Annotated in this window: 17 protein-coding genes and 1 pseudogene; 13 read left to right on the forward strand and 5 right to left on the reverse strand. The window is 41.5% G+C overall.

Going from position 1 to position 14,026, the window contains the following annotated elements:
* Positions 1-77 precede the first annotated feature (77 nt).
* Both sppA and mqnF read right to left on the reverse strand, forming a co-directional pair.
* Positions 78-941: a signal peptide peptidase SppA gene (sppA, locus tag CVT00_RS03070; RefSeq protein WP_107915854.1), complete on the reverse strand. Its 864-nt coding sequence runs from the start codon at positions 939-941 to the stop codon at positions 78-80.
* Positions 929-2,146, reverse strand: a complete 1,218-nt coding sequence (mqnF, locus tag CVT00_RS03075; protein ID WP_107915856.1) for an aminofutalosine deaminase family hydrolase — start codon at positions 2,144-2,146, stop codon at positions 929-931. The genes sppA and mqnF overlap by 13 nt, the downstream gene beginning before the upstream one ends.
* 84 nt (positions 2,147-2,230) lie before the next feature.
* Between mqnF and aroQ the strand changes: the two genes are divergently transcribed.
* Genes aroQ through mnmA form a run of 11 tightly spaced genes read left to right on the forward strand, consistent with a single transcriptional unit; the run spans position 2,231 to position 11,072 of the window.
* Positions 2,231-2,710, forward strand: coding sequence for a type II 3-dehydroquinate dehydratase (gene aroQ / locus CVT00_RS03080; protein ID WP_004317604.1), 480 nt, complete (start codon positions 2,231-2,233; stop codon positions 2,708-2,710).
* The gene (locus CVT00_RS03085) at positions 2,707-3,732 is read left to right on the forward strand and encodes an aminopeptidase P family protein (protein WP_107915858.1); all 1,026 of its coding nucleotides are present in this window, start codon (positions 2,707-2,709) and stop codon (positions 3,730-3,732) included. Before aroQ ends, CVT00_RS03085 begins: the two co-directional genes overlap by 4 nt.
* Positions 3,729-4,205 carry a 2-amino-4-hydroxy-6-hydroxymethyldihydropteridine diphosphokinase gene (gene folK, locus CVT00_RS03090; protein WP_021087347.1) on the forward strand — a complete coding sequence of 159 codons (477 nt, stop codon included), beginning with the start codon at positions 3,729-3,731 and terminating at the stop codon, positions 4,203-4,205. The genes CVT00_RS03085 and folK overlap by 4 nt, the downstream gene beginning before the upstream one ends.
* Before the next feature lie 9 nt (positions 4,206-4,214).
* The gene (gene flhF, locus CVT00_RS03095) at positions 4,215-5,573 is read left to right on the forward strand and encodes a flagellar biosynthesis protein FlhF (protein WP_107915860.1); all 1,359 of its coding nucleotides are present in this window, start codon (positions 4,215-4,217) and stop codon (positions 5,571-5,573) included.
* Positions 5,566-6,432 carry a P-loop NTPase gene (locus tag CVT00_RS03100; protein WP_107915862.1) on the forward strand — a complete coding sequence of 289 codons (867 nt, stop codon included), beginning with the start codon at positions 5,566-5,568 and terminating at the stop codon, positions 6,430-6,432. The genes flhF and CVT00_RS03100 overlap by 8 nt, the downstream gene beginning before the upstream one ends.
* A gap of 13 nt (positions 6,433-6,445) precedes the next feature.
* Complete coding sequence (locus CVT00_RS03105) at positions 6,446-6,790, forward strand: hypothetical protein (protein WP_012140116.1); 345 nt, start codon at positions 6,446-6,448, stop codon at positions 6,788-6,790.
* Entirely contained in the window at positions 6,762-7,466 is a 705-nt protein-coding gene (locus CVT00_RS03110) for an RNA polymerase sigma factor FliA (RefSeq protein ID WP_103570278.1), read from the forward strand. Before CVT00_RS03105 ends, CVT00_RS03110 begins: the two co-directional genes overlap by 29 nt.
* On the forward strand, positions 7,466-8,569 hold the full coding sequence (gene fliM, locus CVT00_RS03115; RefSeq protein ID WP_012140115.1) for a flagellar motor switch protein FliM: 1,104 nt from the start codon (positions 7,466-7,468) through the stop codon (positions 8,567-8,569). Before CVT00_RS03110 ends, fliM begins: the two co-directional genes overlap by 1 nt.
* The gene (gene fliY, locus CVT00_RS03120) at positions 8,559-9,413 is read left to right on the forward strand and encodes a flagellar motor switch protein FliY (protein ID WP_103630624.1); all 855 of its coding nucleotides are present in this window, start codon (positions 8,559-8,561) and stop codon (positions 9,411-9,413) included. The genes fliM and fliY overlap by 11 nt, the downstream gene beginning before the upstream one ends.
* A complete protein-coding gene (locus tag CVT00_RS03125; protein ID WP_103572264.1) occupies positions 9,413-10,003 on the forward strand; it encodes a TIGR00730 family Rossman fold protein in 591 nt (196 codons plus the stop codon). The genes fliY and CVT00_RS03125 overlap by 1 nt, the downstream gene beginning before the upstream one ends.
* A gap of 16 nt (positions 10,004-10,019) precedes the next feature.
* Positions 10,020-11,072 carry a tRNA 2-thiouridine(34) synthase MnmA gene (gene mnmA, locus CVT00_RS03130; RefSeq protein WP_430516357.1) on the forward strand — a complete coding sequence of 351 codons (1,053 nt, stop codon included), beginning with the start codon at positions 10,020-10,022 and terminating at the stop codon, positions 11,070-11,072.
* On the opposite strand, the gene CVT00_RS03135 is transcribed toward mnmA, so the two are convergent.
* Positions 11,059-11,421, reverse strand: a complete 363-nt coding sequence (locus CVT00_RS03135; RefSeq protein ID WP_107915866.1) for a DUF488 domain-containing protein — start codon at positions 11,419-11,421, stop codon at positions 11,059-11,061. The two genes, mnmA and CVT00_RS03135, sit on opposite strands and share 14 nt — an antisense overlap.
* Before the next feature lie 173 nt (positions 11,422-11,594).
* Here CVT00_RS03135 and CVT00_RS03140 point away from each other — a divergent pair, with 173 nt between their 5' ends.
* Entirely contained in the window at positions 11,595-12,524 is a 930-nt protein-coding gene (locus CVT00_RS03140) for a ribose-phosphate pyrophosphokinase (protein WP_021084389.1), read from the forward strand.
* Between the two features lie 204 nt (positions 12,525-12,728).
* Positions 12,729-12,818 (forward strand): annotated as a pseudogene (locus tag CVT00_RS10440) (hypothetical protein); the annotation flags it as partial.
* 46 nt (positions 12,819-12,864) lie between these two features.
* Here the strand turns inward: CVT00_RS10440 and CVT00_RS03145 are convergent.
* Both CVT00_RS03145 and CVT00_RS03150 read right to left on the reverse strand, forming a co-directional pair.
* Positions 12,865-13,278 (reverse strand): Rrf2 family transcriptional regulator, encoded by a 414-nt coding sequence (locus CVT00_RS03145; RefSeq protein ID WP_107915868.1) that lies wholly within the window; start codon positions 13,276-13,278, stop codon positions 12,865-12,867.
* 100 nt (positions 13,279-13,378) lie between these two features.
* Positions 13,379-14,014, reverse strand: coding sequence for an NAD(P)-dependent oxidoreductase (locus CVT00_RS03150; protein WP_107915870.1), 636 nt, complete (start codon positions 14,012-14,014; stop codon positions 13,379-13,381).
* Positions 14,015-14,026 lie beyond the last annotated feature (12 nt).

Raw genomic sequence — 14,026 nt, forward strand, 5'->3', positions numbered from 1 at the left:
GTAAGCGTATAAGTTATAAACAAAAAATTTAAAACTTTAGCGGCCAGCCAGTTAAATTTAACTTGGCTGGTTTTTCATTATCTAAGCTTTGTCTCGAAAAATGCGTTAAAAAGTGAGTTTATGCCTTGCTTTGTAAATTTCTCCATTATCTTTTCGAGCTGCGGTTTTTCTTGCCAGACGGGCTCATCTACGAGGCTCATTTTAGCTAGCTCATTTTGAGCGTCTATGTAGCTGCCAAGGCTATCTATTAGCCCCATTTTTAGGGCATTGTGCGCTAAAAATACCCTTGCATTTGCCCACTCGTCTTTTTTATTGATATCTAAATTTCTAGCCGCCGCCACGTCGCTTACAAAGAGCATGTAAGCGTCATTTACGAGCCCTTGCAAGCTCTCACGCTCCTGCTTGCTCCAGCTCCTCATAAAGGTGCCAGCCTCTTTAAACTCGCCAGCCTTTACTACCTGCTCGCTCACGCCTAAATTTTTGGCTAAATTTTCGATGTTTGCCCCTTGCATGATGACGCCGATAGAACCGATGAAAGCGCCTGGGTTTGCTACAATAGTATCGGCATTTACGCCAGCGTAGTAGCTACCACTTGCCATGTTGCCAGCGGCGTATGCGAGCACTTTTTTGCCCTCCTTTAGTCGCTTGACCGCCATGGCTAGCTCTACGCTGGGGCTTAGCGCGCCGCCTGGGCTGTCGATGTAGAGCAGCACACCTTTGATGTTGCTATCAGCTCTTGCTTTTTCGAGCTCGTCTAAAATTTCGCTAGTATCCACTATCGTGCCGGTGATGTCTATGCGGGCTAAATTTGGCTCTTTCATCTTGCTATCTGGCGCGAAAATAAAAAATAATATGAGTAAAAATATGAGCGCTTTAAAGTAGCTATTTATAAATTTAAAAATTCCCAAAATCCCTCTAAAAATAAGCCTTAAAATTTGCAAATTTTGCCTCCGATATATAGTTTTTTAGCCTCGTTTGTATGAAGTATGAGCTGAAGTATTAGCTCGCTATCATCGCACTCTAGGTCGTTATAGACGGCAAGATCAGCCGCACGCCCTACCTTTATCTCGCCGTTATTTGTCCTAAGCGCCTTTGCGCCCCCATGCGTTGCAGCGACAAAAAGCCTAGTGGCAAGCTCGTTTAGATCAAGACTAGCGTGGGTAAAAAGGGCGGCTCTTAGTTCATGCCAGAAATTTAGGCTGATATTTGAGCTAAGGCCGTCTGTACCGATATTTAGACTGACGTTATTTTTGAAAATTTCTTTTAAATTTAGCGCCTTTTTACCAAGCAGTCTGTTTGAAACAGCGCAGTGTGTCACGCTGTGGTGAGGCTTAAATTTAGCAAAATCGCTCACATAAACGCAGTGCGTAAAGAGCGTGTTTATCTCACGAAACATCGCAAAATAGCCCTGCGCGTCATACATCGGCCTTGGATCTTGGCTAAATCTTAAAAGATGCTTTTTAAAGCCACCGCTGCCGTGCTCTAGCCACTGCTTTTCAGCCTTGCTCTCTAAAAAGTGCGTGCTTACAAGAAGACCATCCTTTTTAGCTATCTCAAGGGCGGCTTTGGCGAGCTTTGGGTGCACAGAGTAGGGCGAGTGCAACGAGATAGCTGGGGTGAAATTTTGGCTTTTATAGCTCTTTGTTTTTTCAAATTTAGCTAAGAAATTTTGCAAATTTTGCTGAACCATCTGCTCATTTGAGCCTAAAATTTCACTAAAAAGCACGACTTTTAGCGGGCTAGCGGCTAAAATTTCAAGCTCCAAGCCAAAACTAGATATCTCACCAATGGTACAAACTCCGCTTTTTAACAGCGAATTTATGGCTTCATTCATCGCTTTTTTAGCGTCCATTTTAGCTAGCTCGCCGCCTTTATCGACGATAGAGCCAAGCCATTTTATAAAGTCGCCATATTTTAGAGTGCTAACGTTTGAGCTAAACTCCAAATGAACGTGCGTATTTACGAACGCTGGGGCGATCACGCTATCACCAAAGTCGCAAATTTTCGCATCTTTAAATTTCTTTTGCGCCTCTTTTTCGCTTGTAATTTCTAAAATTTTATCATCATCGATGACTAGACAAGAATTTCTTAAAATTTTTGGATTTTCTCCGCCAGTGATGATCTTTTTTGCTTTTAAAATTTCCATTTCTAGCCTTAAATTTTTGTTATTGTAGCGAAAATTTAGGAACGAAAATGTATAATTTGGGCTATTTAATCAAAAAGGAGTGACATGGATAAGAAGCTAAAAATAATGGTTATCCAAGGCCCAAATATCAACATGCTTGGCGCTAGAGAGCCAGGAATTTACGGCGTTATGAAGATGGAGGATATCCACTCTCAAATGAAGATCGTTGCCGATCAAAATGACGTTGAGATAGAGTTTTTTCAAAGCAACCTTGAGGGCGAGCTAGTCGATAAGATCCAAGAGTGCTTGGGCGATGCTGACGGCATCATCATAAACCCAGCCGCTTACACTCACACTTCTATCGCTATCCGTGATGCGTTAAGTGCGGTTGCGCTACCAGTTATCGAGGTGCATATCAGCAACGTTTATAGAAGAGAAGAGTTCCGCCACAAAAGCCTCATCGCACCAGTTGCAGCAGGCCAGATCGTGGGCTTTGGACCAGTTGGCTACCATTTGGCGATGATAGGCATGCTTCAAATTTTTGAGCAAATCAAAGCAGTAAGAGCAAATCAAAAAGCACAATGAATTTCATCTTAAAGGACGAAAACGCCGTATTTTACGAGTGCGGCTACAGCTGCGACAATGAGTTTTTGCTATGCCTTGATGGCGTGAAATACTTTTTCACGGACGCGAGGTATTATTTTGAGGCAAAAAGCTGCGTAAATGCAGGCGTGGTCGTTCTTTTGGCGCAGAGAAATTTAATAAACGAGGTTAGAGCATTTTTAAGAAAGATGAAGCCAAGCAGCCTCGTTTTTAATCCTGACGAGTTAAGCTTAAGCGAGTTTAATGCGCTTAGCAAGGGATTTAAGATAAATTTCAAGCCAAAGGCAAATTTCTCTAGGCTAAAGAGAATTTGCAAGAGCGAAGATGAGATAAAAATTTTAAAAAAAGCTAGCGAATTTGGAGCGAAATGCTTTGACGAATTTGCTAAATTTGTGCGTGAAAATGGCGAAGGAATGAGCGAAAAAGAGCTTCATTTTAACGCCTCGCTCATCTTTAGGCAAAAAAACGAGCTAGGTCTTAGCTTTGATCCGATCGTAGCGATAAATGAAAATGCCGCAAAGGCGCATGCGCTGCCTGGTGATAAAATTTTAAAAAGGGGTGATTTGCTGCTACTTGACGCTGGGGTTAAATTTAAGCGTTACTGCTCTGATCGCACTAGAACTGCTTGCTTTGATGAAAATTTTAACTTCTCAAAGGAGCAAAAATTTAAAAACGCCAAGATGCAAGAAATTTACGAGATCGTAAAAGAGGCTCAGGTTGCTGCGATAAAGGTCGCTAGAGCTGGCGTTAGGGCGTGCGAGATAGACCTTGCAGCAAGAAGTGTGATAGCAAAGGCTGGATATGAAAAGGCCTTTTTTCACTCGACAGGACACGGCGTGGGTGTGGATATACACGAGCTTCCAGTCATCTCAGCAAGGAGCGAAACGCTCATAAAAGAGGGCATGGTCTTTAGCGTGGAGCCTGGAATTTATCTAGAAAATGAATTTGGCGTGCGTATCGAAGACGTCGTGGTCGCAAGAGAAGGTGGGTGCGAAATTTTATGAGGCTAGCTGGAGCAAGAAAGATCGTAAAAAGCCGTTTTTGCCCTAGTTTTTTTCATAAAAGAGATGAGTTTAAGTATGAGGCGCTAGTTGGCATGGGTGGTAACATCGGCGATAGCGCAAAGAGGTTTGATAAATTTATAAGAGCGATTAGTGAAGATAGGCGTTTTCATGTGGTTGAAGTTTCGCCGATCCTTATAAATGCGGCGTTTGGCTACGAAGCGCAGGATGATTTTAGTAACGCTGTTATAAATTTACAAACATCTATGAGCCCTAGAAATTTGCTAAAAATTTTGGGGCATTATGAGAGTAAATTTAAGCGTGTGAGAACGTTTAAAAATGCGCCACGCACGCTTGATCTGGATATTTTGTATTTTAGTAAAAAAGTCTATAAGACGCCACGCCTTATCGTCCCGCACCCAGGGGCTAGTAAGAGGCTTAGCGTGATCGTGCCACTAGGGCTTATGAGAGGTTAAAGGATATAAATGGCTACAAAATTTCATACTTTTACAGGCGAGAGCACTATCGAAGCTTTGAAAAAGGCTCAAGAAACGTGCGGCGAGAAGGCCATACTCGTTACCACAAAGCAAATTCAAGCCAAAACGATAAACAAAAAGCCGCTTTATGAAATTTTAGTAAGCGTTGAAGAGGACGAGGTAAAACAGCCGCCAAAGCCAAATGTAAAAGCAATAAATTATGAAAATGCCTACTCTAAATTTAGCAAAAACTACGAGCCACTAAAGCCAAAATTTGAGATAAAAGAGGAGCCTGCTAAATTTGAAGCAAAGACGACGTCGCCTGAGCCTTACGATCCAAATGAGAGCGTGCTTTTAAATATCTCAGACGTCGCAAAAGAGATAAGCGCGATCGCAAATGTCGATATGAACGAGATCAAAGAGCCAAATACAAATGGCATGAATAAAAAAATAGATGATGTGGCAAAGCAAGTAAGCGTGCTAAGCGAGAAAATAGGGCTGATAACAGATATGATCTGGGACGAAAAAGCCCCAAATCGCAACAATCTCTCGATCCCGCCAGAGTTTGCTACTATCTACAAGCTCGCAAAACAAAGCGGCATGAAAGAGGAGCATTTAGAGGCGATCATGCAAACTACGCTTGAAAATTTGCCTGTTTCTATGAAAAGCAACCCAACCGCAGTAAAAAGGTACTTTTACTCGCTTTTGAGAAATATGCTACCTTGTAGAAAAGAGCTAAACGATAAAAAACAGCGCATAATGATGCTAGTTGGCCCAACTGGAGTTGGCAAGACGACGACTCTTGCAAAGCTCGCGGCTCGTTTTGCTTACGGCAACGAAAAGCGCTATAAAACGGGCATCATCACGCTTGATACGTACCGTATCGGGGCAGTCGAGCAGCTATTTCAGTACGCTAAGATGATGAAGCTACCGATCCTTGACGTCATAGAGGTCGAGGACTTTCAAAACGCCATAAAGCAGCTTAGCTACTGCGACGTGATACTAATCGACACCACTGGAAATTCGCAGTATGACAAAGAAAAACTTGAAAGACTTGATAAATTTTTAAAGCATAGCGGTGCAAAGATCGATGTAAATTTAGTCCTCTCAGCTGGCTCGAAGGTCGAGGATCTAATAGAAATTTATAATGGATTTTCATTTTTAGAGATCGATACTTTAATAATCACCAAATTTGACGAGACCAAAATTTTTGGCAACGTATTTTCGCTGATATATGAGACAAACACGCCAGTTAGCTACTTTAGCGTGGGTCAAGAGGTACCTGATGATCTTGTAGAGGCAAAGAGCGAATTTTTAGTAGAGTGCGTGTTTGACGGCTTTACAAAGCAAAAGGCTAGCGATGAATAACCAAGCGCAAAAACTACAAAATTTAGTCCAGTCTCAAAATAAGGCTAAAAATACGCATTTTATAGCGATTACAAGCGGCAAGGGTGGCGTTGGCAAGAGCACGATAAGTGCAAATTTGGCGAATATCTTGTCGCAAAATGGCTATAAAGTAGGGCTTTTTGACGCTGATATCGGCCTTGCAAACCTTGATGTTATTTTAAACGTTAAAATGGGCAAAAACCTGCTTCACGTGTTAAAAGGCGAGTGCAGTCTAAAAGATATCTTGATACCTATAAATAAGAATTTGATCCTCATCCCTGGCGAAAGCGGCGATGAAATTTTGAAATTTAACAATCAATTTTTATTTGAGAGATTTTTAGATGAGGCTAGCGAGCTTGATGGGCTTGACTTTTTGATCATCGACACTGGAGCTGGCATAGGCGGCAGTACGCAGCTTTTTTTAGAAGCAGCTGATGAGGTTGTCGTGGTGACTGTGCCTGATCCTGCGGCGATAACCGACGCGTATGCGGTCATAAAGATCGTCTCAAGGTTTAAAAATAGCGAGCTTTTGCTTTTAAATATGGTAAAAAACGAGGCTGAGGCCACTAGAATTTATGAAAATGTAAAGCGAGTTGCAAATGCAAATATCGGGCCAAGCTTAAATTTAGAGCTAATTGGCTACGTGGCTTCTGATAAGAGCGTGGCAAGGAGTATAAAACAAAGGACACTCTTTACAGATGACGAAGCTTACGGCTCTGCTAGCGTGCAGATCAAACAGATTGCTTCGAATTTGCTTTATAGGTTGGAACGAAAAGTGCTTAAAGATGAGCAAAGCAGGAGCTTTGGGGGCTTCTTTAAGCGTTTGATAGAACAATTTTAATGGAGATTGAGCTTTGCGTGCAGAAAATTTTATAGCATTTTTTACGGTTTGTGGATTTTTCATAGGCATAGTTTTTACCTTGCTAAAGGTGAGCGAGCCTATCGAAATGCTCGTTTATACGCTAGTTATTACTTTATTTTTTTACCTTATAATTCACATCGTGATAATGAACTACGTCGATGTAAAAAGGACTTTGAAGAAATTTTTTGACAAGCAAAGACATGAGGAGATCGCAGACTATCTCATCTCTGAGCTAAACGTTAGGGAAAAACGGATGGAAAATATCATGCTAAAAGTAACCACCGAAAATTTAGACTCTGGTAAGCAAAATGTACGAACTAAAGCAAAAGCAGCTTAACGCTTATAAAAGCACCATTAAAAAAGAGCAAGACGAGATCGTCTTAAAATACATGCCAGCTCTGCGCGCTATGGCGTTTAGGCTAAAGGAGCGCTTGCCTTCAAGTATCGACGTAAACGACCTTATAAGTGTTGGCGTTGAAGAGATGATAAAGCTTAGCAGGAAGTATGACAAAGAGCAAAACGACTCATTTTGGGGATATGGCAAAAAGAGAATTTATGGCTCAATGCTTGACTACCTAAGAGCTCTTGACGTCGTTAGTAGAAGCGATAGAAAGCTAGTAAAGAGCATAAATACCGAGATAGATAACTACTTTAACACACACGAAGAAGAGCCAAGCGACGAGTATCTGGCTGATAAACTAAATGAAGATATCGAAAAGATAAGAGAGGCAAGGGGGGTTAGTGGCATCATCACCATCCTGCCAATAGACGAGCAAATGGAGCTAATCGGTCAAAGCGATGTTGAAAAAAGCGTAGAAAAAGAGGATCTTATCTTAAAGATCGAAAGTGCGTTAAAAGACTTTGATGAGCGTGATCAGATGATAGTTCAGCTCTATTACTACGAAGAGCTAAATTTAAAAGAGATCAGCGAGATAATGAACATCAGCGAGAGTAGAATTTCACAAATTCATAAACGTTTGCTTGATCGCATCAGACGCAGCTTGGGGGTTTAATGGCTGATATTTTAAGTCAAGAAGAGATAGATGCGCTACTTGAAGTCGTCGATGAAGACGGCGATACGAGCAATATCGAGATAGAAGAGAGCCCGCAAGGCGAGCAAAAACAGATCATTATCTATGACTTCAAGCGTCCAAACCGCGTCAGTAAAGAGCAACTTCGTGCGATAAAAGGTATCCACGATAAGCTTGCTAGAAATTTGGCTAGTCAAATTTCAAGCGTTATGAGAAGTATCGTCGAGCTTAGACTTCACAGCGTAGATCAGATGACATACGGCGAGTTTTTGATGAGTTTGCCAAGCCCAACTAGCTTTAACGTCTTTTCTATCAAGCCACTTGATGGAAACTGCATCTTAGAGATAAACCCAAGCATAGCATTTCCTATGATAGATCGTTTGCTTGGCGGAACTGGTGAAAATTTCGAGGCAAACAGAGAGCTAACTGACATCGAGGTAAATTTACTTGATGCGGTGCTTAGGATGATCATGCAGCGCCTAAAAGAGAGCTGGTCGATGATAACTGATATGTATCCAAACGTCGAGGCAAAAGAGAGCAGTCCAAACGTCGTGCAGATCGTCTCTCAAAACGAGATCGTCATCATGGTCGTCATGGAGATCATCGTTGGTGGCTCAAGCGGCATGATAAATTTATGCTATCCAGTCATCTACCTAGAGCCGATCCTTTCGCGCCTTGCAAACAGGGACATCATGCTTGGCGAAACGAGCGCTAAAAAGAGCAGAAACAAAGAGCTAAAAACGCTAATAGGCCGTGCTGAGGTGCTTTATGAGGCGATCCTTGGTAAATCAATCGTTAGCGTAAATGAGTTTTTAAATTTAAAAGAGGGCGATATCTTAAGGCTTGATAGAGGAGCTGATGATAAGGCGATCGTTTGTATCGATAAAAAAGAGGTATTTTTAGCTGAAGTTGGGCTTCATAGATTTAGAAAGTCTATCAAGATTGAGCAGCTAATCCGCTCTGACAAAGACGAGATCAAACACATCCTAGAAAAATACGAAGAAGAGCGAAAAGCAAAACTAATGGCATACGACGAGGCCAACGAACACAACAACGAAGAAGAGAGCGAAGATAATGACGAATGAATTTTTTAACATCTTTTCAAATGAGTTAAAAGCGACCATCGAAGGGCTAACTGGCAGAGCGCCAGAGATCGGCGAGAGAAATGAATTTGACGCACCAGCGCAAAATGGTATAAAACCGCCAGTTGTCATGGCTAGCGTGACATTAAGTGGCGACATCAATGCAAAAGCTGAGATCGCCTGCACGCCAGTGCTCATAAGTGCAGTTAGCGAGTGGATGATGGGCGAGGAGGAAATTTCAAAGAATGAAAACCTCGGTAGCGACGAGCTTGACGCTGCAAAAGAGATATTTTCAAACCTTTTTAGTGCATTTAGCACCTCTCTTGGAGCACAAAAAGGCATGCCAAAGATCAGCTTTGAGGTGATAAATGTAAATTTCTTAGATGAAAACTCATCGCTTGATTTTAGCGTTTTTGAAAAGCTTTTTTTGTTTAACATAAAGATCGAGGATCTAAATGAGCATGTGGCTTTTGTCTGCGATCACACGCTTATGAGATTTTTTGAGCCTGCTAAAAGCGAGCCAGTAGATGCTGCAAAAGCCGCAGCTGCTCCTCATGCACTAAAGGGCGAATTTAGCGCAGAAGAGATGAGAAACATCGGCCTTATCATGGACGTAAGGCTACCAATGCGCGTTCGTATCGGCTCAAAAAGGATGCTCTTAAAAGATGTGCTCACTATGGATATAGGCTCAGTCATCGAGCTAAATCAACTTGCAAACGACCCGCTTGAAATTTTGATAGGAGATAAGGTGATAGCCCTTGGCGAAGTGGTTATAATAGACGGTAACTTTGGCATCCAGATCACGCAGATAGGCTCAAAACGCGAGAGGCTTCAGCAGTTAAAATAATGAATGAATTAGTAAATGATCTCTTAAAATTTCCAAGCGTTTTAAAGTATAAAAACAAAAATGTAACCTTCTTTGGCTCGGCTAGATTTGATGAAGAAAATTTCTACTGCAAAAAGGCATACGAGCTAGCTTACAAGCTAAATGAGCTAGGTTTTGCTATCTTAACTGGCGGAGGAGATGGCATAATGAGAGCTGCAAATAAGGGCGCATTTGACAGCGCAAAGTCCCCTAGTGTTGCACTAAACGTGAGGCTTCCATTTGAGCAGCAAACAAATCCATACGTCACCGCAAAATATCTCTTTTCAAATTTAAGCCCAAGAAAATTTGCCCTAACTGACAGCTCTATCGCATTTGTCGTCTTTCCTGGCGGCTTTGGCACACTTGATGAGCTATTTGAAATTTTGGTGCTAGCTCATGTTGGCAGCAAAAAAGTGAAAATTTTTCTTTATGGATGCGAGTTTTGGCAAGGGCTTGATGAGTTTATACGAAAGACGCTGATCCCTCAAAAAACGATAAACGAAGAAGATCTAAATTTATATAAAATCACCGATGATCTAGAGCTTATCGTAAGCGAAATTTTGGCTATTTAAAAATAAGATATAAAATATCGCCTTTAAATTTAAAAAAGGTAAAAATATGAAAATAATGGTTGCAATGAGCGGCGGCGTAGATAGCACGATGACGGCTAAATTTCTGCAAGAGGCTGGGCATGAGGTGCAAGGCTGCTACATGATGCTTCATCAAAAGCCAGGATACCACGAAGAAAACATCAGAAAAGTCAAAAAAGTGGGCGAATACCTTGGCATCAAAGTGCATATCCTCGATCTGCAGGATAAATTTAACGAATATGTCTATGATCCATTTGTCAGGCTCTATAAAGAGGGTAAAACGCCCAATCCTTGCGCCTTGTGTAATAAATTTATAAAGCTTGGAGCGCTACTTGACTTTGCAAAGGCAAATGGCTGCGAGAAGCTTGCTACTGGGCATTACGTGCAGGTGGTTGATGGCTTTATAACCTGCGCCAAGGATCCTAGCAAGGATCAAAGCTACTTTTTAGCTCAGGTGCCAAAAGAGGTGCTAAAAGATGTCATTTTCCCACTTGGAGACAAATTTAAAAAAGACATAAAAGAGCTAGCAAGAGGCGTAAAAGTGCTTGAAGAGTTCGCTACGCAGGCAGAAAGCAGTGAAATTTGCTTTGTGGAAAATACCTACATCGAGGTTTTAAACAAGCACTACAACACAAATTTACCAGGCAATGTGGTGGGTAAAGACGGCAATATCATCGGCCGCCATCAAGGCTACATGCACTACACTATCGGCAAACGCCGTGGCTTTGAGGTTTTTGGCGCTCATGAGCCACACTTTGTCATCAAGATAAATGCCGAAAAAAACGAGATCGTTGTCGGCACGAAGGACGACCTTGCTCAAAAGACGGTCGAGCTTGAAAATGTAAATTTATTTATAGATGAAGATAAATTTGAGTGCGAAACCAAGATAAGATATAGAAGCCCTAAACTTGAGGCTTTTGTAGAGGTTGATAAAGCTAGCAAAACCGCAAAGCTAACGCTAAATCAAAACGCACTTGGCGTAGCGCAAGGTCAGCTTTGCGTGATGTATGAGGGTGACCGCGTCATTGCAAGTGGCTTTATAAAGAACTAAGCGCCTCTCTTATCACCTTGACGTGGCTAAATTCTGGCTCTTTGACAGCAGTTAGAAGCGCCACGTTTTTATACTCTTTTTCTAGCTTTTTAAGCTCTTTTAGCCCCTTTTGCTCCTCTTTGCCATTTAGCTCTTGCCTAAATTTTTTGCAAAACTCATCAAACCTAGCCTCTTTATCTTCATGAAACCATGACCTTAGCTCGTTTGACGGAGTGATTGATTTTAGCCAGATAAAGCTAGAAAATATCTCTTTTTTCACGCCCCTAGGATAAAGTCTATCGATAAAGACACCTTTAAATTTCTCGTCGTCGCTTTTAATAAAGTCGTAAATTCTACATATCTTAAACATGTTTGTTATCTTAGTCCTCATAAATTTACAAATGTAAAATGGTTTAAAAATTTGGTGTAAATTTTGGCTTTTGGAGTAGAAAATTTGACTAAAAATAGTTGGTAAATAAATTTAAATTTAAAGCTCATTTTGATAAAATCACAACATAAAAATTACTAAAAAAGGTTACTATTATGAGAGGCTATAAAATTTTCTCAGGCACCGCAAACATCGAGCTTTCGAAGAAAATTTCGCAATATTTGTCGCTTCCACTCAGTGAAGCTAGCATTAAAAGATTTAGCGATGGTGAGATCAGCGTGCAGATCGGCGAAAGCGTGCGTGGGAAAGATGTTTTTGTCATCCAGCCAACATGTGCCCCAGCAAATATAAATTTAATGGAGCTTCTTATCTTAACTGACGCTTTAAAACGCAGTAGCGCAAGCTCTATAACAGCGATTGTGCCGTATTTTGGCTATGCTAGACAAGACAGAAAAGCAGCTCCTAGAGTGCCTATCACTGCAAAGCTAGTGGCAAATATGATGCAAACAGCAGGCATCGACAGGGTCGTTACTATGGACCTTCACGCAGGACAAATTCAAGGATTTTTCGACATCCCAGTAGATAACCTTTATGGTAGTATCGTTTTTAACGACTATGTAAAAGCTAAAAATTTACCAAACCCAGTCGTCGCAAGCCCAGATGTAGGAGGCGTGGCTCGTGCTAGAGCCTTGGCGAAAAATCTAAATTTATTAGATATGGTCATCGTTGATAAACGCCGCGAGAAAGCAAACGAGAGCGAAGTGATGAACGTGATTGGCGACGTAAAGGGCAAAGATGTGATCTTGGTCGATGATATGATCGACACCGCTGGCACCATAGTAAAAGCAGCTGAGATTTTCAAAGAGCGTGGCGCAACTAGCGTAATGGCGTTTTGCACGCACCCAGTGCTTAGCGGACCAGCCTATGATAGGCTAAAACTTGGCTTTTTAGACGAGCTAGTGGTGACTGATACGATCCCATTAAAAGAAGAACTCCCTTGTATAAAAGTGCTAAGCACAGCTTCACTCTTTGGCGAAGTGATACGCCGTGTTTATCACAATGAAAGCGTAAATAGCTTGTTTTAGTAACCATTGCAGGCTGGATCTCTAGCCTACTAAATTTATCCGATTTGGCTGATTGATATTTATCTTTTGGGTTAAATTTCTAGCCCAAAAGACTTAAAATCCTGCTTGTAACAAGCCTAAATTTGAAGTCAAATAAACAAAAATCGCAATGAAATCTCGCCACTAAATTTCTATACGCTAGCTACTAAAATTTAAATAAGCCGTAATTTAAGGTGCAGTGCCGATGAGATCCGCGTTGGAGCTGCGACAAATGCTGTAAGGATCGCACAAAAATGGATCTCGGTGCAGGAGTAGTTTGTAAATTTATTTTGGCTAGAAAGGATCAAGCCCTAGCCTAAATTTACCTTGCAAGTTCGTCTAGCAAGTCTTGCAAAGTAACGCTTTTTAGCTCGTTTTCTAGCGCAGTTTGTGCCCTTAAAAAGTGTCCGCCTAAAAGCTCCTCTATCCTGCCACCAAGCGGGCAGGCCTTTGGTGAATCAGAGTGAATTTTAAAAAGTTTTTCTTTATTATTTACTGCGTTAAAAATTTCAAGTAAATTTATATCTTTTGGCTCTTTTGCAAGGCTCACTCCACCAACTCCAGCTGCGACATTTACGAGCCCTGCAGCCTTTAAGACGCCAAGTAACTTTCTAACGATAACTGGGTTTGTATTTATGCTGCTAGCTATAAATTCGCTTGTAACCTTCTCATTTTCAAAAAATTTAGCACACAAAAGCGCGTGTATTGCGGTTGAAAATTTAATGCCAACTTGCATGATCGTCCTTAAATTTTTCGTGATTATACTTAAATTTTCTGCCAAAGACAGCCAGCTAAATTTGACTTACGAGCCTTTGCTAGCTGTCAAATTTATAAACTCACGCTCTCTCGCCAACTGCAGTGAAGCGCTTTTGGATAAATTTCTTATTTTTTAGCTCATCGATGATCGCAAGCGCAAGGTCTGCGTAGCTTATGTAGCTCTCATTTTGTGAGTTTAGTATGAGATCGTCCCCGCCAAGCATGTATTTGCCGGTGCGAGCGCCATTTTCATCGTAGTCGGCTGCTGGACTTACATATGTCCAAAGCACGTTTGCGCTACCTTTTAGCACAAAATAAGACTCCGCCGTAGCCTTTGCCACGCCCATATATGCCGCTGGGAAGTCTGGGGTGTCCATGAGCATAGTGCCCTTGTCATCAACAAATAACGTGCCAGCGCCGCCAACTACGATGAGTCTTGTGCTAGTGCCTTCTAGTAAATTTACTAGGTGAGCGGCCACTTTTTTGTGAAGTGGGAAGGTTTCTTCGCTCCATGCTGCAAATGCGCTGATAACGGCGTCAAAGCCTGCTAGATCGGCCTTTGTAAGCTCGAAAATATCTTTATAAACGACCTTTACGCTTTCGTTTTTATACTCTTTGTTTCTAATGATCGCTGTGACGTCGTAACCTTGTTTTAGTGCCTCATTTACTAAATTTGTACCGCTTTTGCCGTTTGCACCTATGATTGCTATTTTCATGTTTTTCCTTTA

Origin of the sequence: Campylobacter concisus, from assembly GCF_003048675.2 — a bacterium.
Lineage (GTDB): Bacteria > Campylobacterota > Campylobacteria > Campylobacterales > Campylobacteraceae > Campylobacter_A > Campylobacter_A concisus_F.